17 protein-coding genes and 1 pseudogene are annotated in these 22269 nt (G+C 70.8%); 11 read left to right on the forward strand and 7 right to left on the reverse strand.

Translation table 11 applies throughout. From position 1 onward, the window contains the following. The first annotated feature begins 184 nt into the window (after positions 1 to 184). Positions 185 to 709: a cupin domain-containing protein gene (locus ACFWBN_RS09015; protein ID WP_385172858.1), complete on the forward strand. Its 525-nt coding sequence runs from the start codon at positions 185 to 187 to the stop codon at positions 707 to 709. A gap of 108 nt (positions 710 to 817) precedes the next feature. Here ACFWBN_RS09015 and ACFWBN_RS09020 read toward each other — a convergent pair whose 3' ends face one another. Both ACFWBN_RS09020 and ACFWBN_RS09025 read right to left on the reverse strand, forming a co-directional pair. Further along, positions 818 to 1045: a hypothetical protein gene (locus ACFWBN_RS09020; RefSeq protein WP_385172861.1), complete on the reverse strand. Its 228-nt coding sequence runs from the start codon at positions 1043 to 1045 to the stop codon at positions 818 to 820. A gap of 106 nt (positions 1046 to 1151) precedes the next feature. After that, complete coding sequence (locus ACFWBN_RS09025) at positions 1152 to 1940, reverse strand: nucleotidyltransferase domain-containing protein (RefSeq protein ID WP_385172863.1); 789 nt, start codon at positions 1938 to 1940, stop codon at positions 1152 to 1154. 108 nt (positions 1941 to 2048) lie between these two features. On the opposite strand from ACFWBN_RS09025, the gene ACFWBN_RS09030 reads away from it, so the two are divergent. Continuing rightward, a complete protein-coding gene (locus tag ACFWBN_RS09030) occupies positions 2049 to 3464 on the forward strand; it encodes an amidase (RefSeq protein WP_385172866.1) in 1416 nt (471 codons plus the stop codon). Positions 3465 to 3632: 168 nt separating this feature from the next. Then, complete coding sequence (locus ACFWBN_RS09035) at positions 3633 to 4754, forward strand: nucleotide disphospho-sugar-binding domain-containing protein (RefSeq protein WP_385172870.1); 1122 nt, start codon at positions 3633 to 3635, stop codon at positions 4752 to 4754. Here the strand turns inward: ACFWBN_RS09035 and ACFWBN_RS09040 are convergent. Continuing rightward, complete coding sequence (locus ACFWBN_RS09040) at positions 4751 to 6034, reverse strand: PucR family transcriptional regulator (protein WP_385172873.1); 1284 nt, start codon at positions 6032 to 6034, stop codon at positions 4751 to 4753. The genes ACFWBN_RS09035 and ACFWBN_RS09040 overlap by 4 nt on opposite strands. Positions 6035 to 6332: 298 nt before the next feature. On the opposite strand from ACFWBN_RS09040, the gene ACFWBN_RS09045 reads away from it, so the two are divergent. Together ACFWBN_RS09045 and ACFWBN_RS09050 are read left to right on the forward strand one after the other, a co-directional pair. Next, positions 6333 to 7670, forward strand: coding sequence for a lipase family protein (locus tag ACFWBN_RS09045; RefSeq protein ID WP_385172876.1), 1338 nt, complete (start codon positions 6333 to 6335; stop codon positions 7668 to 7670). A 235-nt stretch (positions 7671 to 7905) separates the two neighbouring features. Continuing rightward, positions 7906 to 9837: an NAD-binding lipoprotein gene (locus ACFWBN_RS09050; RefSeq protein ID WP_385172879.1), complete on the forward strand. Its 1932-nt coding sequence runs from the start codon at positions 7906 to 7908 to the stop codon at positions 9835 to 9837. Positions 9838 to 9928: 91 nt separating this feature from the next. Here the strand turns inward: ACFWBN_RS09050 and ACFWBN_RS09055 are convergent, their stop codons facing one another. Then, positions 9929 to 11881, reverse strand: a complete 1953-nt coding sequence (locus ACFWBN_RS09055; protein ID WP_385172882.1) for a flavin monoamine oxidase family protein — start codon at positions 11879 to 11881, stop codon at positions 9929 to 9931. A gap of 403 nt (positions 11882 to 12284) precedes the next feature. Between ACFWBN_RS09055 and ACFWBN_RS09060 the strand changes: the two genes are divergently transcribed. The 3 genes from ACFWBN_RS09060 to ACFWBN_RS09070 all read left to right on the forward strand — a co-directional run bounded on the left by ACFWBN_RS09060 (position 12285) and on the right by ACFWBN_RS09070 (position 15272). Beyond that, positions 12285 to 14117, forward strand: a complete 1833-nt coding sequence (locus ACFWBN_RS09060; protein ID WP_385172886.1) for an IPT/TIG domain-containing protein — start codon at positions 12285 to 12287, stop codon at positions 14115 to 14117. 200 nt (positions 14118 to 14317) lie between these two features. Next, positions 14318 to 15049 (forward strand): SDR family NAD(P)-dependent oxidoreductase, encoded by a 732-nt coding sequence (locus ACFWBN_RS09065; RefSeq protein ID WP_385172889.1) that lies wholly within the window; start codon positions 14318 to 14320, stop codon positions 15047 to 15049. A gap of 79 nt (positions 15050 to 15128) precedes the next feature. Further along, positions 15129 to 15272 (forward strand): hypothetical protein, encoded by a 144-nt coding sequence (locus tag ACFWBN_RS09070; RefSeq protein ID WP_385172892.1) that lies wholly within the window; start codon positions 15129 to 15131, stop codon positions 15270 to 15272. A gap of 56 nt (positions 15273 to 15328) precedes the next feature. Here the strand turns inward: ACFWBN_RS09070 and ACFWBN_RS09075 are convergent, their stop codons facing one another. After that, a complete protein-coding gene (locus ACFWBN_RS09075; protein ID WP_385172895.1) occupies positions 15329 to 15697 on the reverse strand; it encodes a hypothetical protein in 369 nt (122 codons plus the stop codon). 136 nt (positions 15698 to 15833) lie between these two features. Next, positions 15834 to 17246 (reverse strand): aminopeptidase P family protein, encoded by a 1413-nt coding sequence (locus ACFWBN_RS09080; RefSeq protein ID WP_385172898.1) that lies wholly within the window; start codon positions 17244 to 17246, stop codon positions 15834 to 15836. 150 nt (positions 17247 to 17396) lie between these two features. On the opposite strand from ACFWBN_RS09080, the gene ACFWBN_RS09085 reads away from it, so the two are divergent. From ACFWBN_RS09085 to ACFWBN_RS09095, 3 genes are all read left to right on the forward strand, one after another. Then, positions 17397 to 18380: a LuxR family transcriptional regulator gene (locus ACFWBN_RS09085; RefSeq protein ID WP_385172901.1), complete on the forward strand. Its 984-nt coding sequence runs from the start codon at positions 17397 to 17399 to the stop codon at positions 18378 to 18380. 261 nt (positions 18381 to 18641) lie between these two features. Then, entirely contained in the window at positions 18642 to 20357 is a 1716-nt protein-coding gene (locus ACFWBN_RS09090; protein WP_385172904.1) for a right-handed parallel beta-helix repeat-containing protein, read from the forward strand. A gap of 542 nt (positions 20358 to 20899) precedes the next feature. Beyond that, on the forward strand, positions 20900 to 21427 hold the full coding sequence (locus ACFWBN_RS09095) for a hypothetical protein (RefSeq protein WP_385172907.1): 528 nt from the start codon (positions 20900 to 20902) through the stop codon (positions 21425 to 21427). A 294-nt stretch (positions 21428 to 21721) separates the two neighbouring features. Here the strand turns inward: ACFWBN_RS09095 and ACFWBN_RS09100 are convergent. Further along, positions 21722 to 22118: pseudogene (locus tag ACFWBN_RS09100) on the reverse strand (transposase); the annotation flags it as partial. Positions 22119 to 22269: the final 151 nt, after the last annotated feature.

Raw genomic sequence — 22269 nt, forward strand, 5'->3', positions numbered from 1 at the left:
CGTTTGGCCCATGTCTGGATCTGCCACAAAGTCGTCATTGCTGCCAGTCGGCGGGGAAGTAACGATGGACGAGTGCCCGGCGCTCGCCTTACTGCGAGGAAGCGAATCGCGGGCATCATCGCGAACTTGATTCCTGTTCCGTTCGGCGTGCGCCCTGATGAAGCGCACCACACAAGGAGAGACCATGCACGGCAAAGCGAGGAAGACATCCGCGGTTGTGGCTGCCACGGCTTTGGCCACCCTGCTGGCGTCCTGCTCGTCCGGTGCGCAGGCGACGGACGGCGCGAACGCAGCCGCGTCGGCGTCCCCGACCGCGATGACGAGCCAGGCACATCAGGCCCGGTCCGAGTTCCTTTCCTTCCCCGAGCCCAGCCGCAAGTGGCAGGAACTCCCGGAGTCCGGCGGGGTGAAGTACGCGAACGTGCGGGGCGATCTCGCAGGGAGCGGTGACTACGAGGCGTTCGTGTCCTTCCCTGCGGGGAAGGACAACCCGGAGCATTACCACAAGCAGGACCTCCCCACGGTCGTACTCAAGGGAACCTTTTACGCGGAGATCGACGGAAAGCGCGTCCAGTACCCCGCCGGCTCCTACTACAGGCTCCCGGCGGACAAGCCGCACCTGAGCGGTTGCGAGAAGGGAGACGACTGCCTGCTCTTCCAGTACCAGCGGGACCACTTCGACCTGATTCCCGCCAAGTCCGATAAGTAGGGGCTGTGTTGGCGCGGCTGTCAGCCCTGGTCGACGCCTGCCGCAGCCACATAGGTCGAGAAGATCTCTGAAGGCCGCACGAAGATGCGCACCGGAAAGGCCTGCCGGTCAGGCGGCCTCCCGGCGCTCGGGCGCCTTCCGCGTCTTCACCCCGCCGACGATGAGCGCCAGCCCCACGACGACGATGCCGAGGTAAGCGGGGGACGGAAGGTCGACGACCTTGTGCATCCAGCCCCACTCCGTGCCGAAGAAGGTCTGCGAAGCGAAGCTGACAAGCCCCTGGGCTCCTACGACGTAGCCGATGCTTTCGACGGTGTATCCGATGGTTGTTCGCACGGATCAACCCTCTCGCGGCGGTGCCGCAAGATCGTCCTCCGCAGGGCCGAAAACACAGTAGGCCAAAGGATGCAGTCGCTGGCTGCGGACGGCTGTCGATTCTGTGTCAGCGCGCCGCGGCAACCGAGTCGATGGTGCCGTGCCAGGTCCTGCGGTATCCCTCGCGGAGAGGGCCGCCGACGAGGTCGAGCACCTTCAACGCTGCGCTGATCAGTTCAGCGGGGTCGCCCGACCCGCACAAGTGGTGGTGTCCTTCGAGAAGGGCGGCTCCGCGCTGCGGGTCGGCTGCCAGCAGGCGGCGGGGCAACCACTTCCCGCCGCCGATCCACGCGTGATGGTGGTCGCAGAGGAGATCGGCGGCGGCATTGACCACGTACCCGGCCACGGCCAGACGCTCGATGGGGTCAATCGCGTCCGTGAGGTCGTCCAGGGCGTCCGTCAGACCGTAGCGCTTCGTGTCGACGGTCTCCGCTTCCAGCGCGGGCGGACCTTCACGAAGGTCCGCTTCGGCCAGGGCGCGAGCGCGCCCGGCCTCGCCCTTGGAATCGACCAGAACGAGACCGGAGGCGTACATGTTCTGAAGGACCGCCCGCCGTGCGGCGACGTCTGCGGCGAAGAGCTCCAGGAGACCGGTACGGGTGTGGACGAAGAGTTCAACGACACGTCCCTCGAACCGGATCGTTTCCCGGCAGGTCACGCCGCCGTCCTCGATGAGCACCGCGATGTCCAGGTCGCTGCCGGCAGTGTCTCGTCCGGTGGCCGTGGAGCCTGCGAGGACCACGGAGAGCGCGTCGGGGAAGCGGCCGCGGACGAGACGTCGCGCCTGGTCGATGGGTCTGCATGCACGAGGGGCAGGGTGCCAGGATCCTTGATCAGAGGCGAGTCGATTCCGCACGGCGCGGGCCGCCCGACGGCATCGCGGTCACGCTGCCCCCTGGCGAGTTACTTGCCGGTAATGGATGATGGCCGGAGACCATTCATACGGCCGGGGGCTGAGGTAGCGGTGTCGACTTTCGAGAAAGCAACCACGGTGCACGCCTTCCGGGATGACGCCCTCGGGGAGCATGACGCCGTTGGTCTCGCCGAGGCGATACGGCGGGGCGAGATCAGCGCCGGCGAGGTGGCCCGGGACGCGGCGGAGCGGGTCCGTACGGTCGAGGCGCGGCTCCACGCGATCCAGGTGCACATCGACGTCCCGGCGCACGCCACCGGGGCGGGCGGGGCCTTCGCCGGGGTGCCGACCTTCATCAAGGACAACACCGACTACACCGGACTGCCGACCGGCCACGGCAGTGCCGCCTTCAACCCCCGGCCGGCGCGGCGGCACGCGCCGTTCACCCGGCAGTTCCTCAGCAGCGGGTGCGTGGTGCTGGGCAAGACCCGGCTGCCCGAGTTCGGTTTCAGTCCGACCACGGAGTACGAGGGCGCCGAGCCGGTCCGCAACCCGTGGAACACGGGCTACTCGGCGGGTGGTTCGTCGGGCGGCAGCGCCGCGCTCGTCGCTTCGGGCGCGGTACCGATCGCACACGCCAACGACGGCGGCGGCTCCATCCGGATCCCCGCCGCCTGCTGCGGGCTCGTCGGGCTCAAGCCGACCCGTGGCCGGGTCGTGGCGAACGCCCAGAGTCGTCAACTGCCGCTCGACCTCGTCTCCGACGGCATCGTCAGCCGCTCGGTGCGGGACACCGCCACGTTCCTCGCCGCCGCCGAGACGTACTGGCGCAACCCGAAACTGCCGCCGCTGGGCCTGGTCGAAGGGCCCTCGGAGCGCCGGCTGCGCGTCGGGTTCCTGCTGGACTCGCCGAACGGCGTCCCCTGCGACACGGTCACCCGGGAGGCCGTGATGGGCACCGTGGCCACGCTCGAACGGCTCGGCCACACGGTGGAGCCGGTGGAGCCGGCCATCGACCCCCGGTTTACGCAGGACTTCCTCACCTATTGGGGGATGTTGTCGTTCCTCCTCGGCGTCACGGGCCGGACCCTCGGCGCGGACTTCGACCGGAGCGGCATGGACGCCCTCAGCCGGGGGCTGCGCGAGACGTATCTCGAGAGCTGGCGCCGCACGCCGGGCGTGCTGCGCAGACTCAAGCGCACGAGGGAGGCTTACGCGGCGGGGTTCCGCGGACTCGACCTCGTCCTTTCCCCCGTGCTCGCCCACACCACACCGCCCATCGGCCACCTCAGCCCGGCCGTTCCCTACCAGACACTGATCGAACGGATCCTGGCGTACGTCGCGTTCACGCCCCTCGACAACGTCGTCGGTACCCCGTCGATCTCGGTGCCCTCCACGAGCGTGACGGAGGACGGCCTGCCCGTCGGCGTCATGTTCTCCGGCCGCCCCGGCAGTGAACGGGGGCTCCTGGAACTCGCCTTCGAGCTGGAAGCGGACCGCCCTTTCCGCCGCATCCAGGACGCGTGACATCCCGGGTGCACAGCACCCGCGCTCCGGCCGGAATACCCGCACGAGAACGTCCGATTATCGACCCTGCCAGGGGAACGGAATGTAAGTTCCCGGTAGTTCTCCGAGGGAAAGTGGCGAGTTCGTGTGAATCGCCCCGACCGGCACAACACTTGGCAGGGAGAAAACGTGCGCATTCTCTTCACCGGACCGGCTGCGGCCGGCCACCTCTTCCCGATGATCCCGACTGCGCAGGCCCTGCGTGCGGCCGGTCACGAGGTGCTGTTCGCGAACGCGCAGCCGCTGAAGCAGCTCCGCGAGACCGGTTTCCCCATCGTTGAGATCGGTGACGGCAGCACCCTCTTTGAGGCGTTCGAGCGGTCCACCGGCGGAGACACGCGCTACGTCACCCCGGACCTGACCCCGGACGAGATCCGCGACAGGGCGGCCCGCGCTTTCGCGTTCGCTTCCCGCCCCACCGTGGAGGGCCTGCTGAAGGCCGCCGAAAACTGGGGCGCCGACCTGCTGGTCCACGACGCCTTTCAGGCCTCCGCTCCGCTGGTCGCGGCCAAACTCAAGATCCCGTCGGTGATCCAGAACTTCGGTGTCAGCTCCGGCCTCGACATGGCCGGCCGGCTCGCCGCCAACTTCACCGACGTGTACGAGACGTACAAGGTGTCCGGCCCGGCGGAGTCCACTGCGCTGAACGTCGTGCCCGCCTCGCTCGGCGGCGATCCGGGCGGGTTGCGGATGCGCTACGTCCCCTACAACGGCGGCGGCATCGTCCCCGCCGAGCTGCTCCGCCGCGGCACCCGGCGGCGCGTCACCGTCACGTTGGGCACCGTGCTCACCCAGCTGGACGGTGTCCGCGCCATCGTCCGCCTGATCGAGGCCGCCGCCGAGGTGGATGCCGAGTTCCTGCTCGCCGTCGGCGACGCCGACCTCACGCCGCTCGGCACCCTTCCGGACAACGTCCGCCCGCTACCCTGGGTCCCGCTCGCCGAGCTGCTGACCGCCTCCGACGCGCTGATCCACCACGGGGGCTCGGGCACCCTGCTCACCGCCCTGCAGGCCGGCCTGCCCCAGCTCCTGCTGCCCCAAGGCGCCGACCACTTCACCAACGCCGACGCCCTCACCGCGACCGGCGCCGCCCTGCGCTCCGCCTCCGACGACGTCGACGCCCGGCTCCTGACCCGCCTCATCACCGACCCGGACCTGGGCGAGGCCGCCGTCCGCCTTCGCGCGGAGAACGCCGCCCTGCCGACCCCGGCCGAAACGGTCCCCGCCCTGGAGGCCCTGGCCGCCTCCTAGGGCGAGGACGGAGCGGGCTCGCCCTGCCGCACGGTGTCGTGGGCGGCCAGCGCGGCGTGCAGCGTCAGCAGGTCGGGGCCCCGCGCCGCGTCCAGTTTCGTGAGCTCCGTCGCCTTGCGCAGGCGGTAGTCCACCGTGTTGGGGTGGACCTGGAGCCGGGCGGCGGCCCGGCGCCGGTCCAGGCCACAGGCGAGGAAGGTACGCAGGGTGTCGAGCAGCTCCGGGCGCCCGGCCAGCGGGCCGAGCAGCGCGGCGAGCCCGTCCCTGGCCGGGCCCGGGCGGCTCAGCTGGTACTCCAGCAGCACATCGTCGAGCAGGTAGAGTCCGGGCCCCCGGCCGGACGCCTCCGCCACCCTCCGTACCTCGCCGACCATCCGGGCGGCGTCCGCGACGCCGTCCGGTGCGGCCGCGGCCGCCGCCACCAGCAGCTCGGCGCCGCACATCCGGCTGAGCTGCTCGACAAGCCGGGTGAGCCGCTGCCGGTCCGCGGTGCCGAAGTCGGCGGCCGCCGTCTCGCGCGGGATCAGCACCAGCCCGCCGTCGCCGGACAGCACGGACAACAGTGGGACATCGGGCGTGTGGCGTTGCAATTCGTTGCGCAGCCGCCGGAGCTTGCGGCGAGCGGCGACAGAGTGGTTCACACCGGGCCGCACCTCATCCGGGTGCGGTCCCATGGTGATGCCCAGGACGAGGTAGGACGGAGGCAGCCGGATGCCGGCCCGGTCGGCCGCGGCCTGCGGGTTGCCGCCCTCCAGCAGCCGGGACATCAGGGACTGCCGGGCGACCTGCTCGTCACCAAGGGCCGCCTGTCGCTCCTGTACGTACCCTGCCGCGACCGCGCAGCTCACCAGTCGGAGGTAGTCGAGCAGCCGGTGCTGGACCAGTAACACGTCCGGCAGGTCGCCCGGCTCGGCCGTCGACAGGACCTGGGCCGCGCACTCTTCCGCACCGAAGTGGTAGGCGCCGACAACGGCCTCCAGCGGCACGCCCTCGTCAGCGCGCCGAGCCGAGGACTCACTGATCCTCGCCAGCTCGGCCTCCTCCGGCGGTCCGCCGCCGCGCAGCACCTGGACGAAGGCCCGGATCCCGCGGTCCACCTCCCTGCTGATCTCGCCGCGGAGCTGTTCCGAAGGCAGTGCTCCGTAGGCGGGCAACTGCTCGGCGAGCCGGGCCATCACCGCGGGTGTCAGGGCCGGCGCGGCGGCCAGGAGCCGCTCGTGCACAGGGATACCGCCGAACCGCGGCTCCACGGAGCTTTCCGCGGGTTTGGACGCGGTCACAATCCACCTCACGAATCTCTGTTGTCCCCACCGGAGACACGGCCCCGTATCGCCCCCATGCTGGTTTCCGGGACGTTACTTACTAGTTGGTAACACGTTTACCTGGTGGATCGCCAGATGCGTTCGGACCTCGACCGCATCCTCCACCGGATCCCCACGCCCCCACCCGCACCGGAGGACCGCCGTGCCCGCGCAACAGGCCGCCTCCGGGACCGCTGTACCGGCGAGGGCGAGCCGCCCGCTGACACCTTCCATTTCCGACAAGTCGAGCGTTCCCATTCCACGATTCGGGGGAGTCATGTCCAGAAAAGCTGTTCGTCTACTGGCCACCGGCCTTGTCGCCGTGCTGGCCGTGACCGCCGCTCCGGTGGCCACGGCCGCCGCGGCCACTCCGGCGAGTGCTACCGCGAGCGACCCGTTCTACCGCTACTCGGGAAGCGAGCCCCTGTCTGCCTTCGCGCCGGGCACCGTGCTGAAGACGCGGACGCTTCAGTACCACCTCGTGGGCCTTCCCACGCCGGTCACGGCGATCCAGCTGCTGTATCGCACGACCGACGCCCAGGGCCGTCCGTCCGCCAACGTGACCACGGTGGTGCGCAGCCTGACGGGCGATGGCAGCAAGGCCGTTTCCTACCAGTCGTTCTACGATTCGCTCAGCCCCGAGGACGGTCCCTCCCGGGCCATCGCCGGTGACCTCAGCCTGGGCGGCGCCATCGCGAACGTCGAGGCCGTCTTCCTGGTGCCGCTGCTGCTGCAGGGCTACAACCTCGTCATCCCGGACACTGAGGGACAGGCCGCCAACTTCGCGGCCGGCCCGGAGTACGCGACCAACACGTTGGATTCGATCCGTGCCGCGACCAGGTCCGCGGCGACCGGCATGAACGCCGACACCAGGTTCGGTCTGATGGGGTACTCCGGCGGCGCCATCGCGACCAACTGGGCGGCCGCGCTCGCACCGGCCTACGCGCCCGAGGTCAACAGGCGGCTGGTGGGCTTCGCCGAGGGCGGTCTGCTCGTGGACCCGGCGCACAACCTCAAGTACGTGGACGGCTCCCTCGTGTGGTCGGGTGTCATCCCCATGGCGATCATCGGCGTCTCCCGGTCGTACGGCATCGACCTCAAGCCCTACCTGAGTAGCTACGGCCTGGAGGTGTACCAGAAGCTGGAGCACGGGTCGATCGTTGACGCGCTGGGCCACTACCCCGGGCTGACCTGGAAGAAGCTGGCGAAGCCCCAGTACGCCGACCCGAATTCGGTGCCCGCCTTCGTCGAGGTGGTGAACAGGATCAACCTCGGCTCGGCGCCGACCCCGGCGATCCCGGGGTACATCGCGCAGGGCAACGGCGGCGTCCTGGAAGGAACCTTCAGCAATCGCCCGGGCATCGGCACCGGTGACGGGGTCATGATCGCCGGCGACGTGCGGACGCTCGCCCGGCAGTACTGCGGGGCCGGTAACGGATCGATCAAGTACCAGCAGTTCGACCTGCTCAGCCACGTCGGCGTGCCCGTCGTCTGGGCACCCCTCGCGATGAGCTGGCTGGGCGATCGGTTCGAGGGCAGGAGCGCCCCGTCCGACTGCGGCAAGATCCCCGCAGGCAACTCGCTGGCGCCGGAAAAGCCGGTGCCGGCGTCCTGAAGCCTCACGCGTCCCGGCCCCGCCGCATCCGATCCCGCGGCGGGGCCTCGGCTGTTCCGGGCGGCTCGCCGCCCGCGCCCGCGCCACGCCGGTGGACTTACCCGCGCACGTTCATTCCTCCGGGTGAGGCCGGGGAGCCTGGGTGGGATACGCAGTCCGGGAGTGTCTAACGTGAGCCCGAGGCGGCGGGGGAGCCGCTGCCGTGGGTGCGTGGTCTCAGGCTCGGGAGCTTTCAATGGCGGGGCAGCACAGGACGTCCCTCCGGCTGCGCCTGCGGTACAGGTTCGACCATCTGGTGGCCGGGGGAACCACGGCACTGGTCGGCTGGCTGGCACTGGCCTGCCTGAGCGTCGTGGTCCCGGCAAGCATGGTGCTCGTCTGGGCCGATCGCACGGCGCCGACGACCCTTTCCGGTCGGCTCACGGCAGTGTGGGTCAGCGTGGGCCAGACGCTCAAGATCGGGGGAGCGGTCGGGACTCCCCTGTACGTACTGGCCTCCGTGACGCTCGCCCTGGTGGCCCTGCTGTTCGTGTCGACACTGGTCAGTCTGATCACCACGGGCATCAACCGGCGCATCATGGCCCTTCGCCTGGGCCACTCCACGGTGGTCGAGACGCGGCACACGGTCATCCTGGGCTGGTCCGACCAGATCTTTCCCGTGATCGAGGAGTTGGTGGAAGCCAACGCCAACCAACGCCGGTCCGCCCTCGCCGTCCTCGCTCCGAGGGACAAGACGGAGATGGAAGAGGAGATCTCCACCCACATCACCGACACCGGCAGGACCCGCATCATCTGCCGCAGCGGCCGCACCACCGACCCCACGGAGCTGGCCAGGGTGAGTCCGCAGACGGCGAAGGCCGTGCTCGTCCTGCCGCCCGACGGGGAAGCCGGTGACTCCCACGTGGTGAAAACCCTGCTGGCCCTCGGCGCGGCGGTCCCAGGTGCCGGGAACGCGGGGCTGGTCGTCGCCGCGGTCCGCGACACCCGCAACCTCGTCACGGCGCGGCTGGCAGCCGGGCCGGGAGGGCAGGTCCTGTGCGTCGACGACATCGTCGCCCGGCTCCTCGTCCAGACCGCCCGCCAGCCAGGCCTCTCGCTCGTGTACCAGGAACTGCTCGACTTCAAGGGCGACGAGTTCTACACCACGCCCGCCCTGGATCTCGCAGGGCGGACCTTCGGGGACGCTCTCCAGTCGTTCGCCACGTCCTCGGTGGTCGGTCTGCTCGGCGCCGACGGAAGCGTCCTGCTCAACCCGGATCCCGACACCGTGATCGGTACGAGCGACGGGATCATCGTGATCTGCCAGGACGACGACACGGCCGTGCCGGCGGACGCGGCCCCCTGGGTCGACGAGGACGCGATCGTGAGGACGGACGCACGGTCGCCCGGCGCCGAACGCCTGCTGCTCCTCGGCTGGAACCGCCGGGCTCCCCTCATCGTGGAACAGCTCGACGAGTACGTGAGTCCCGGAACCACCCTGGACGTCGTGGCCCTCGGCGACGAGGCGACGACACACAGGGATTGGGCCGTCGCGATGAGCCGGCGCCATCTCGAAGTGGCCTTCCACAGCGGGGACATCACCGACCCCGGCGTCCTGGCCAAGCTGGACGTGCCGTCGTACGACGGCGTGATCGTCATCGGTGAGACGGGGCGCACCGCCACCGACGGCCTCGCTCCGCGGACGGAGGCCGAGCCGGCGGCAGAGGCGGACGACAGAACGCTCGTCACCCTGCTGCACCTGAGGGCGATCGGGGAGGCCGCGCACCGGGAACTCGCGCTCACCACCGAGATGGCCGACGACGGCAACCGGCTGCTCGCGCCCGCCCGGGAGGGTGCCGACTTCATCGTCAGCGGTCGGCTGATCAGTCTCCTCATGACCCAGATCTCGGAGAGCCGGTACCTCGCCGCCGTCTTCGAGGAGTTGTTCAGGGCGGAGGGGAACGAGATCCACCTGAAGCCGGCCACCGACTATGTCCGGGCGGGCCGCGAGGTCGCGTTCGCCACCGTCGTCGAGTCGGCGCGGCGGCGACGCGAGTGCGCGATCGGATACCGGCTGCGCGCGGAGGCCGCCACCGGCCCCGCCTACGGTGTGCGGATCAATCCCGACAAGCGGCAACGGATCCGGTTCGCCGAAGGCGACTGGCTCATCGTGCTCGCCGAGGGCTGACGCCACCCGGCACGCGGGCGGGGCCGGCGGGCACGGGAGCCCGGGCGCGGCGGCTTCGCGGCTCCCGCCCCCGGCTCCCGTGCGGCTCCGCCTACGGCGCCGAGTTGACCTCCAGCGCGGTGCGTACCGCCGATTCCAGGGCGCCCTCGATCCAGGCGGGCTTGACGGAGGTGTGACACCCGCCGAAGTGCAGGTTCCCCTCGGCCTTGCGGACGTGCGGGAAGAGCTCGGTGTGCTGGCCGGGCAGCAGCACGGAGGCCTCACCGTAGGCGTAGGGGTCGCGCATCCAGGACTGGGTGCGTCCGACGCCGGTGTAGAACACCTCGATCCGCTGCCCGAACACCTCCTGCACGCCGGCGAGCGCGCGGGGGTAGCGCTCGGCGTCGTCGAGGGAATCCCACTTCAGGGCGTCGTCCGACCAGCTGTAGGAGGCGAGGACCACTCCGCCGGGGCTTCCCTCGACGGGGTAGGAGGGCTGGAACATGAAGCGGTTGGGGTTGTCGGTCGCCGAGCCGCCGCCGATGACGTGGGCCGCTTGGGGCTGATCGCGGGTGACGGGGCGGCAGGCGGCATAGTGGGCGCGCTGCGCGCCGGAGACCAGGCCCCTGGGTACGGAGGAGTGCGCGCCCATCAGGCTCCCGTCCTCCGGGGTCTGGCCGAGCTGGTACTTCCGGTAGAGGCCGGGCCGTACGGCTTCCAGCTCGCGCTTCCAGTCGGCCTCGTCGAACTCCCACCAGCGGCGGCTGAACTCCAGCAACACCTTGGTGGCGGCGTCGTAGTGCAGTTCGGTGACCGCGCGCCGCTTGCCGTACGAGAGCGCGGGGGTCACCGGGATGTGGCGCAGTCCGGAGAACGGGACGGTGATGATCGCGGCGTCGCCGGTGAACGTCTCGCGCCGTACGGGGGCGCCGTCGCGGCCCTCGGAAACGGTGTCGACGGTGACCTTGCCCTCGCCGTGCGTGATGCGGGTGGCGCGGCGGTCGAGCCTGACCAGGTCCTTGACCCGGGCGTAGAGCGCGTCGGCCAGGGTGGCGGTGCCGCCGGGGAGTTCGAAGAAGGCCGTGTCGGGGCTGATGAGCGAAGCCCCGATGAAGCTGTGGACGAAAGCGAGGTGCAGACGGGAGGTGAGGTTCTCGACGGTTCCGATGAGGTCGATGGTCCGCTCGTCCAGCCGCGCCTCCTCGGTCAGGAAGCGGTACATCGACATGTGGCCGTAACGCTGGATCACGCGGGCCCAGCCCTCGACGAGCTCCTTGTCCTTCTTGCCCTCGATCTCCTTGCGCACGGGAGCGAAGGCATTGCGCACGATCTGCGCAGCGGGGAGGGACTCGTAGGCCGCCGGGACTCCGAAGGAGCGGTTGAGCTCCTGCGGGCTGCGCGCGTAGTCGGCCCGGCGTACGCGGATGCCGTTGACGTAGATCCACGTGCGGTAGGCGGGGCGCCCGGCCCCGTCGACGTCGACCAGGTGGAAGCGCCTGCGCTTGAGGCCGAGGCTGTCGATCAGTCCGGTCACCAGCGGGTGACTGTCGGGGATGCGCATGGCCCCGGCCTCGGCGTACTGCTTCGGGTCGGCGAAGGGTGCGGGGGAGTTCTCGTGGCCGCCGGTACGGAAGGTCTTGATCCGGCCGCCCACGCGGTTGCCGTTGGCTTCGACGACGGTGACCTGGTGTCCGGCTTCGCGCAACAGGTGGGCGGCGGTGAGCCCGGCGGGCCCGGCGCCGACGATCAGCACCTTCTTGCGGGCACGGGACCGGGGCAGACCGCTCTTCAGGAGGATGTCCGTGTAGCGGGGCACCAGGGGCTGATCGTCGTCATCCCGTACGAGGATGGCGCGGGCGAGGGTGAGGCAGGTCTCCCAATCGGGGCGAGCGGTGCCGGCCGGCGTCTGCGGGGTCTCGGCGGACGCGGCCGCGATGCTCAGCGCACCGGCTCCCGCGACGGCGGCCGCACCGGCGATGACGGTACGACGGGAAGGCCTGGGGCGCGCGGGCGCCGGTGCCGGCTCGTCGGAGGAATCGGGTGTGGAAGGCGGGTTGGTGATCATGCGGCAACTCTTGCGGCCGGTCTCGGCCGACAGCACCGAAATCCGTCCGGGCGGGAAAGATCCACCCGGACGTGCGGCCCACGCTCCAGGCCGTTGACGAACTGGGTTTCGTACGGCGGACAGGTTCCCCGCCCGGTCCCGGTGTGCGGAGCGCTCCGGGACCGGGACGGCCCGAGCCGACGTGACGATCCGGCATTTCGCACGCGCCGCGCGTCAGCCGCTGCGATGCTTCCGCCGGTATCACTGGGCCGTCGCTCCGGCGAGCGGTCCTCGATATCGGCGAACGGAGGGCGCCGCCGTGCGGGACGGCGTTCCGGTTCGTCGTGCCGGAGCGTCCGGCCGCGGCTTCCCAGGAGTCTTCGCCTCCGGCCGCCGTCGGGCGCAGCTGAGAGGGGAGACTTTGATGTCATCGACTGCCGTGTTACGCGGGCCAAGACCCTGGTGGCACAACCGCCTGCCGGCGGTGGCCGCGTCGGCCGTACTGGCCGCGGGCGGCCTGACGGTTCTGGCGGTTCCGGCGGCGGCGGAAGGGGTGTGCGCCGCCCCGGTCGTGGCGGATGCCGTCACCACGATCACCTGCACGGCGGGTGGTTCCGGAAGCCTCACCGTGCCGGACGGCGTGTCCAGCGCTCTGGTCACCCTCGACGGCGCCGGAGGCGGGAACGCCTATGACGGCACGCCGGGCGGCAAGGGCGCGCACCTCGTGGCGACCGTGCCCGCGACTCCCGGGCAGACGTTCAACGTCACCGTCGGCAAACGTGGCGCCCATGCCGCAGCGAACCCGCAGTTCGGCGCACCCGGGTTCGGCGGCGCCCTCGTCGCGGTGACCACGGCCTCCAACACCCCCTTGCTGACCGCCGGTTCGGGCGGCGGCGCGGGCGGAGCGGGCATCGGCTCCCCGGCCTTCCCGGGAGCGGCCGGCGGTGACAGCGGCAGCGCGGGAGCCGACGGCAACGGCCTGGTCCCGGACGCGCAGGGCGGTACGGGCGGAGGCCCGGGCACCGACACCGCCGGCGGGGCGGCAGGGACCGGAGGGCCCGGCGCGGACAACGAGGGCGCGAACGGTTCCCCGGGCGCCTACCCGAACGGCTCGGGCGGCTCCGCCGCACAGGGAGTCTTCAATCCGACCGGCGCCGGCGGGCGCGGCGGAGCCGGGTACGGCGGCGGAGGCCGGGGCGGAGCCGGCGGCCGGTACGGAACCACCGGTGGCGGAGGCGGTGGCGGAGGCGGCGGATCCAGCCTGGTCTCCGGCACGGTGCCGGGCTCGCCGGTCACCCTGACCAACGGGGCCAACGCCGCGGACGGCCGGATCGTGTTCGCCTTCCACCGGGACGCGCCCACGGTCACCGCCATCGGCCCGGACACCGGACTCGCGGCGGGCGGCACAGCGGTGACGGTCACCGGCACGAATCTGGCGGGCGCCGCCATCACCTTCGGCGCGGGCAACCCCGCCACCGGCGTCTCCTGCACCCCGACGGCCTGCACCGCCACCGCACCGGCCGGGACCGGAACGGTGGACGTACGGGCCACCACGCCCGGCGGTACCAGTGCGCCGTCCCCCGCCGATCGCTTCACCTACATTCCCGTACCCGTGGTGACCTCGCTCAGCCCGTCCGCGGGCACGACGGACGGCGGTACGGTCGTCACGGTCAACGGCACCGGCCTGAGCGGCGCCACCTCGCTCACCTTCGGCCCCGGCAACCCGGCCGGCGGTCTGTCCTGTACCGCCACCACGTGCACGGCCACCGCCCCCGCGCACGCCGCGGGCCCGGTCGACGTACAGGTCACCACCCCGGGCGGCATCAGCGCCGTGGTCGGCGCGGGCCGGTACACGTACCAGCTTCCGCCCGCCGACATCGACGTGGACCTGACCGCGCAGCCGGGCCTGAGCCTCCTCGTTCCGTACCTCACCTATACCCTGACCGCCCACAACACCGGCCCCGGTACGGTCACTTCGGCCACGCTCACCGCGACGCTGCCGCCGGGCTCGTCCGCCACCGCCCTGTCCCCGGGGTGCACCGCCCTGGGGGCCACCGTGACCTGCGTCTACGGCACCATCGCCAACGGCACCGCTTCCGCCAAGACGTTCCGGGTCCCGCTGGGCCTGCTCTCGCTGGGCCGCGTCTCGGTCACCGCCACCCGGACGGTGTCCGCTCCGGCCGACCCCAACCCCCTGAATGACAGCGCGACCGCCGCCTGCACGGTCGTCTCCGTCCTCCTGGCCACCTGCCCCTGATCCCCGGACAACACCCGGAATCACCGACGGACCACGCCCGCCTTCCCGGGCGCGGCCGCGGCCCCCGCAAGCCCACCGGCTCGCGGGGGCCGCGTCCCTTCCGGGCCGTCGCGACGGATTCCTTGACTTTGTCCGGCCGCTGCTCGACCCTCAGCGCACCCCCGCCTGCTTCCTCAGGGGCCCCACAGCGCGGAGGACGTATGGGACAGCTCGACGGCAAGGTCGCGGTGGTCACCGGCGGTTCGTCCGGCATCGGCCTGGCGATAGCCGCCCGCTTCGTCCAGGAGGGCGCCCGGGTCTTCCTCACCGGCCGACGGGAGGCGGAACTCGCCGCGGCCGCCGACGCATTGGGCAGCTCGGTGATCGCCGTCCCGGGGGACGTGACCAGGGAGTCCGACCTCGCCCGCCTGTACACGGCGGTGGAGGCGGCGGGCAGCCCCCTGGACATCCTGGTGGCCAACGCCGGAGGCGGTCAGCCCACCGGACTCGCCGATCTCACGCAGGACCAGTTCGACCTGACATCGAACCTCAACTTCAAGGCGACCTTCTTCACCGTCCAGCACGCACTGCCCCTGTTCAAGGACGGCGGCTCGATCATCCTGCTCGGCTCGGCCGCCGGCTCTGCCGGGTCCAGGCGCTTCGGCGTGTACGCCGCGACGAAGGCCGCCGTCCGATCGATGGCCCGCAGCATGGCCCTGGAACTGGCCGGCCGCGGAATCCGCGTCAACACGCTCAGCCCCGGCCCGATCGCCACCGCGTCCCTGGCGCAGGCCCCCGCCGAGGTCGTCGAGGAGGCGACGGGCCGCGTTCCCCTCGGCCGCCCCGGCCGCCCCGAGGAAGTCGCTGCCGCCGCACTGTTCCTCGCCTCACGGGAAAGCAGCTACATCACCGGGATCGAACTCTTCGTGGACGGCGGCGCCCGCCAGGTCTGACGGGGAGGACCTCAGCAGCCGGTGGATCAGGTCACGGACAGAGCGGCGCGCCCCGACCCGCTGCGGGGCGCGCAGGGTTATGGCCTCGCTCTCCCTCTATCGCGTCCTGCCCTCCGACCGGCGCGAGCAGGTCCTCGCCGACACTGCGCAGGTCCTGGAGGCCCACGGCGGCGGCATCGAGATGACCCTGTCCAGCGACCTCTTCCTCGCCCGGGTGCGGTGAGTGGCCCAACAGGATCATCCCGCCCGGCGCCAGACCTGACGACAGCCCGCAAGAACCTAGGCGGACCTGCGGCGCAGCGCACGGCGGACCCCGTACAGGACCACGAGCAGCACGATCACGACGATCGCGATGATCACGAGCTTCCCGAAGAACCCGCCCTTCTTCTTGCTCTTCTTGCCCTTCTTGGGGCCGGTGGTCGCCCGGTTCTGGGACGACATCGGCGCGCGCAGGCCGGTTGCCGGGCCGGCACCGACCGCGAGGGCGTCGTGCGGGAGCGCCGCCGCGGCGGGAGCCTGCCGTGCGGCCGGTGTGGCTGCCGCGGTGGTTGCTGCGGGGCCCAGCAGCAGCCCGGCGAGCACGAGGAGCGGTACGAGTGCTGCGGCCGCTGCGGAGCGCTTGCCGGGGGGACTGCTGTTCTTCGTCACTGTCTCTCCTGTTGTCCGATGCCCGGCCGGGCAGGTGGCATGCCGAGGCGACCGGGGTCGTGGAGCATCGTCGACGAGTTCGACTGCCCGGGCAAGGGGCGTGGACTGTTTTCTCCTTGCAACAGGCCCGAGGACCTCAGCCCGCGATGCGGGCCATCCACGCCTCGACCTCGTCCGACGAGCGCGGCAGACCCGCCGACAGGTTCTCGTGGCCGTCGGCCGTCACCAGCAGGTCGTCCTCGATCCGGACTCCGATGCCGCGCCATTCCTCGGGCACCGTGAGATCGTCCGGCTGGAAGTAGAGGCCGGGCTCCACCGTGAGCACCATGCCCGGCTCCAGCACGCCGTCGACGTACTCCTCGTTGCGGGCCTGGGCGCAGTCGTGGACGTCCAGGCCGAGCATGTGGCCGGTGCCGGCCATGGTGAAGCGGCGCTGCAGACCGAGTTCGTACGCGCGGTCCGACGGACCCTCGATGAAGCCCCACTCGACCAGCTTCGCCGCCAGGTACCGCTGCGCCGCCAGGTGGAAATCGCGGTACGCGGCCCCCGGCTTCACGGCGGCCATGCCCGCCTCCTGGGCCTCGTACACCGCGTCGTACACCTCGCGCTGCACGGACGTGAACGTGCCGCTGATCGGCAGGGTGCGGGTGACGTCGGCGGTGTAGAGGGTGTGCGTCTCCACGCCGGCGTCGAGCAGGAGCAGGTCGCCGGGGCACACCGGCCCGTCGTTGTCGGTCCAGTGCATGATCGTGGCGTGGTCGCCCGCGGCGCAGATCGAGCCGTAGCCGACGGAGTTGCCCTCCAGCCGTGCGCGGCGGAAGAAGGTGCCCTCGATCCACCGCTCGGAGGACGCGACCGCCCGCGAGAGCTCGCCCACGCAGTCGGTGAATCCGCGCACGGTGGAGTCCACCGCCTTGCGCATCTCGCCGATCTCCCACGCGTCCTTGACGAGGCGGAGCCCGCTCAGAACCTCCTCGAGTACGGCGTCGCGCTCCGCGTCGGTGGTGACGGCGGCCTCCAGCGCCGGGTCGACGCCGCGGACGATGCGGGTGGGCACGTCAGGGGCGGAGGCCAGGTCGCTCGCCGCGGTGCGGACGTCGCGGCAGGACAGTCCGAGCAGGCGCTCGGACTCGGCGAGGGAGGAACGCCGGCCCATCCACAGCTCGGCGGTGTAGCCGAGCCAGAACTCGTCCGTGTCCCGGCCGTCCCGCGGCAGCTGGTAGCAGTACGCGTCGTGGCCGCCGTCCGGGCGGGGTTCGAGGACGAGCGCGCCGTCGCGGGCTTGGTCCCCGGTCATGTGGACGTAGCCGGAGTACGGGCGGAACGGGTAGGTGTCGTCGTTCGAGCGGGCCTTGAGGTTGCCGGACGGGATCACCAGCCGCTCGCCGGGGAAGCGCGCGGAGAGTGCGGCGCGGCGGCGGGCCGCGTAGGGAGCCTGCTCGTCGAGCGGGAGGTCGCGCCGTTCGGTGTCCGCCCAGCCCGTCTTCATCAGAGCGGACAGTTCTGCGGAGACCCCCGAGTAGAGGCCGTTCTTCCGACCCTTCGCCACGTCGTGCACCTTCTTCCGGATGGGTTCGACTGCCGCGCGAGGCCTCGGCGGCTCCCGGACGGTACTGCGGGACGGCGCGACGGAGGGGGTCGGCGGTGTCAGTGGCACCGATCGGCCACTCCTGCCCCGCGGGCGTCGATAATGCGGTGCATGGCGAACACGAAACTGGGCGAGGCCCTGCGGCTCCTGGGGATCGATCCGGTGGCGGGCCGCGTGTACCTGGCACTCCTGGAACTGGCCCCCGCTCCGCTCGGCGCGATCGGGGCGGCAGCCGGACTGGACAGCGCCGGGCTCGCCGCGGCGTACGGCGAGTTGGTCGATGCCGGGCTGGCCAGCGCCGCCGGGGAGGGAGCCGACGTGGTGGCGCCGGTGCCGCCCGCTGCGGGCCTGGAGATCCTCGCGCGGCACCGGGCGGCGGAGCTGGAAGAGTCGCGCATCACGGTGGGCGGCGCGTTCGAGACGTTCCGACGCCAGCGGCTCGCGGCGTACAACGACAACCTGGTCGAGGTGGTGACCGGTGACGCCATCGGCCCGCGGATGCGCCAGGCGTGGGCCAGCGCCCGCGAGCAGATCCGGCAGCTGGACTCGCCGCCGTACTTCCCGCTGACCGGCGCCACCGACGACGCACTGGCGACACTCGCTCGCGGCGTGACGCAGCGGGTCGTCTACTCGAAGGCGTCGCTGGAGGTGCCCGGGCAGCTGGAGACGGCCATCGAACCGTGCATCGAGGCGGGCGAGCAGGCCAAGGTGGCGCCGTCGGTGCCGGTCAAGCTGGTGATCATCGACGAGGCGTACGCGCTGGTGTCCCTGTCCATCAGAGAGGCGGACGTGCACAACACGATGCTGGTGGTACAGCCGTGCGGTCTGCTCTCCGCACTGATCGCCCTGTTCGAGCAGACCTGGCAGGCGGCCCTGCCCCTGCACGGCCGCACCACCCGCCCGGCCGGCTTGCCGCCGGCCGACCGCCGCCTGCTCCGCCTCCTCGCCGGAGGCGCGAGCGACGAGGTCATCGCCCGTGAACTGGGCGTCAGCCGTCGCACGTTCTTCCGCCGGCTCCAGATCCTGATGGCCCGCTTGGGCGCCGAGAACCGCTTCCAGATGGCCCTCCAGGCGCAGCGCTGCGGCTGGCTGTGAACGGGGAGCCGCCTGCGCCGAAGACGGGCCCGTCGGTCCGCCCGAGGCCAGGGTCGGCACGATGGGCCGAGTCGCTCGTCTCATCGCTTTAATCGCGCTTCCGGGTGTGGCGGGCCGAGGAGGATCTACCACCGTATTGGTAGATCCTCCTCCCATCCCAGCGGGGCAGCTTGCCCCGAGGGCTTTCGTGATCACACAGTGCGGTCCGGGCGGCGAAACCGAACCCGCGCCGTTCTGCCCCGATGATCAACAGGTGAGGAAATGCGAAAGCTCTACGCCCTTTTGCCGGTGGTGGCGGTGGCGGCCACGGCATTCCCGGCCGCACCCAGCTATGCCGCGTCCACGCTCGTCGTCTCCGCCACCGGAGTCACGGCGCACTGCCCGAACGCCACCTTCACGACGATCGGGGCCGCCGTCGCAGCGGCGGCAGCCGGTGACACCATCCATGTCTGCCCCGGCATCTACAACGAGATCGTCGAGGCCAACAAGGCGAATCTCACGCTGGAGGGCGAGACCACCCTCCCCGCGGACTGCGACCGGTTCGTGGCACCCGACCCGACGGTCGATTCCATCATCGAGGCCACGACTCCCACCGGCGAGGGGATCGTGAACCTCCGCGAGGACGGCATCAGGTTTCAGGGCTTCACGGTCCAGAACAACCCGGGCTCCCCCCTCGGCGGCTACGGCATCAACACAGTCGTCGGTCACTCCGGCTACCTGGTCACCAACAACGTGATCCAGGGCAACCCGGCGGGGATGTACTACAACACGAGTGGGACGACACAGTCCCAGGTCACGCGCAACTGCATTCGCCTGAACAACACGGGATTCCAGGAGCAGCCGGCGGCCGGAAACGGCATCTACTCCGACCAGGGCCTGGACAACGCGCTGATCGACAACAACGCGTTCTTCCAGAACAAGAACGGCGCGATCACCCTCGACAAGTACCAGAACATCGTGCGGGTCGACATCAACCACAACGTCTCGCACCAGGACGCCGCGCTCCTGAACATCTTCCGCTCGAACAACAGCGTAGTCGCCGACAACCAGGCCGTGGGGAACACCGGAGCCGCCATCTTCATCGGAGACGACAACCACGGGCTCCAGGTCCTGCGGAACAACATCCAGGGGAGCAACGACGGAGTTCGCTCACGAACCTTCTCGAACGTGGGGAGCGATCAGGTCCTGATCGACCACAACACCATCCAGAACGCGAAGCGCGACGGTATTTCCGCCGGTCCGAATTCGCTGACGGATTCCACCGTCTCGGACAACAGCGTGACCGGCAGCGGGCGCGACGGCGTCCTCATCGAGGACAACGGCGGCAACGGCGGCAACGTGGTCACCCGCAACGTGCTGCAGAACAGCGTCCAGTACGACTGCGAAGACCTCACCACGGGCACCGGCACGGCCGGGACGGCGAACACCTGGACGGACAACCAGGCCGCGACGAGCAACCCGGCCGCCCTGTGCCCCGCGAGGCCCTCCCTGACCATCAAGAAGACGCACAAGGGCGACTTCGCCAGGGGGAGCAAGGGCACGTACACGATCACGGTAGGCAACGCCGGGCCCGGCCCCACGGACGGCAGCACGGTCACCGTCCATGACGTCCTCCCCCAGGGGCTGACCGCCGTGAGCATGTCGGGCACCGGATGGACCTGCTCCGTGGCCACGCTGACCTGCACGCGCAGCGACGTGCTGGCCGCCGGAGCCAGATACCCGGCGATCACTCTTACCGTCAACGTGCCTTGCTCGCGCAAGACGGGGCAGGGGATCGATACGGTGACCGTCACCGGGGGCGGTGACAGCGCGACGCACACCGCCACGGACCCCACGACCATCAAGCGCGGCAAGCACTGCGAGGACCACAAGCCTCACAAGCCCAGCAAGCCTCACAAGCCCGGTAAGCCCGGTAAGCCCCACAAGCCTGGCAAGCCCCACAAGCCCGTCCACCACCGGCCGGTAGCCGTCAACTGAGGCCCGGGCCTCGCCGCAGAACTGCAGTCGGCCTCGTGGATCATCGCGGCCGGGCAAGCCTGAAGCAGGAGGCTGGGCGATCCCAGGGGAAGCCTGGGCAAGCCTCGCCGCTCGGAGGCTTGCCCGGCCCGGCGGCGGCTCGCTGAGGTGGCGACCGTCCTGCTCGATGTTCCGGCCGGGCCGTCGTGGAGGAGGACCTGGTGGAGAGGTTCGAGGCGGGGAGACGGTCGTACGGCGCGACGTGTACCGCTCTGGCCGGGTGCGGAGCGAGCAGGCGTTACGGGTCATCGCCGACACGAGCGAGGCCCTGGCATCCGCCTGCGCACCGAGGGAGTTGCGGAGGTGGTGACCAGCACCAGTGCAGGTCGCGGTCGAGAGGCAAGCGGCCCGTGCCCCGCATGTGATCAGTATGTCGTGATCGTGTCACGATCCGGCGGGGCCCGCCCGGATGGGCGCAACCAGGCGACATAAAGACGATATTAAAGTGACGTGCGCCTGCCAAGGCGCCTACCTGCTCGTCACTCTTTACAACGGGATTGAATGTGAAGCTTCGTCATGTCCGCGCAATAGCCGTCTTCGGTGTCGCCGTCGTCGCACTCACGGGAGCTCGCGGCTCCCACGGAGGCAGCTGTGGCGGCAGCCACGGCTCCAGCTCCTCGCACTCCGGCAGCTCGGGCAGCTCGGGCAGCGGTACCACCGGCGGCAGCGACAGCAGCAGCAACAGCGGCTCGTCCGGCAACTCCTCCGTTACGGGCGGTTCGAGCAGCGCCAACAAGGCCGAGCGTGACATCAAGATCGACAAGTGCCGCCTGGACGAATCGGGCAAGAACCTCGTTGCCCGGCTGACCGTCACCAACAGCAGCTCGTCGAGCTACACCTACAACATCACCATGAAGTTCGAAGGCGCGCCCGGGTCGAGCGCCCTCGCCGCCACGGCCAGGGTCACCAACCTGACGGTCAAGGCCGGTGGATCCCAGCAAGCCGAGGCCACGACGCCGTACACCGGCAAGGGCGACGGAAGCGAGTACAAGGAGTGTGTCGTCTCCAGCGCGTCCAAGAGCATCTCCTGACACACCGTCCTCCGGCCGGGCGGCGTGCTGGTGCAGACCCGGCGTGGGAGGCTGGTTGCCCCCGCTCCGACCTGGTGGGGCCGCGGAGCGGCTGCCTGGGGACCCGGTTCTGAACGGCGACATCTTCAGGGACGGTGTTGCCTGCGTTCTGCCCCCAACCCCGCTGCCAACGCTGCCCGCTCCACCAAAGCAGTGCGCCGCACCGGCAGGCGGTGCCTTCTCGGCCTCGCCTGCCGGCCCGGCCGGCGGCCCCGTCTCCGTTCCGCCCGGCGTCCCCCACTCCTTGGAGGTGCGGAGCCAGGTGATGGTCCGCTCGACGACCCGGCGTTGGACTCCGAGTCCGGGTCCGTGCGGGACGCCGCGGCGGGCGATCACCGGTTTGACGCCCGTGCCCAGACGAGGCGTCGGCATCTGTCGTGGTCGTAGCCGCGGTCGCCGAGCAGGCTGTCGGGCCTCTTCCGTGGTCGGTCCGACCAGACCCCGCGACCGACGGGTTCTTCTGGAGCAGTGGTAGCAGCTGGATGACGTCGTTGCGGTTGCCGCCGGTCAGCGAGACGGCGAGCGGGATGCCCTGGCCGTCGACGATGAGGTGGTGCTTGCTGGCCGGACGTGCGCGGTCGACCTGACTGGGCCCGCCACGAAGCCCGGCTCCTAGGGCAGGTGCTCCCACTGGATCCCGGATGCAACGCGAACAAGATGCCGCACACGGCCTGCCGGTCCGGGACTCCACCGCACCGGTCGGCCCGCTCGGCACGGACAGCGGGAACAGGAGGGGGGCGCCGGCCCGCGGCCGTGCGTGGAGCTCGCCCACGCGCGCCCCCGCGACGTAGGCCGGCGCCACG

The sequence above is a fragment of the Streptomyces sp. NPDC059989 genome (genome assembly GCF_042736975.1).
Classification (GTDB): domain Bacteria; phylum Actinomycetota; class Actinomycetes; order Streptomycetales; family Streptomycetaceae; genus Streptomyces.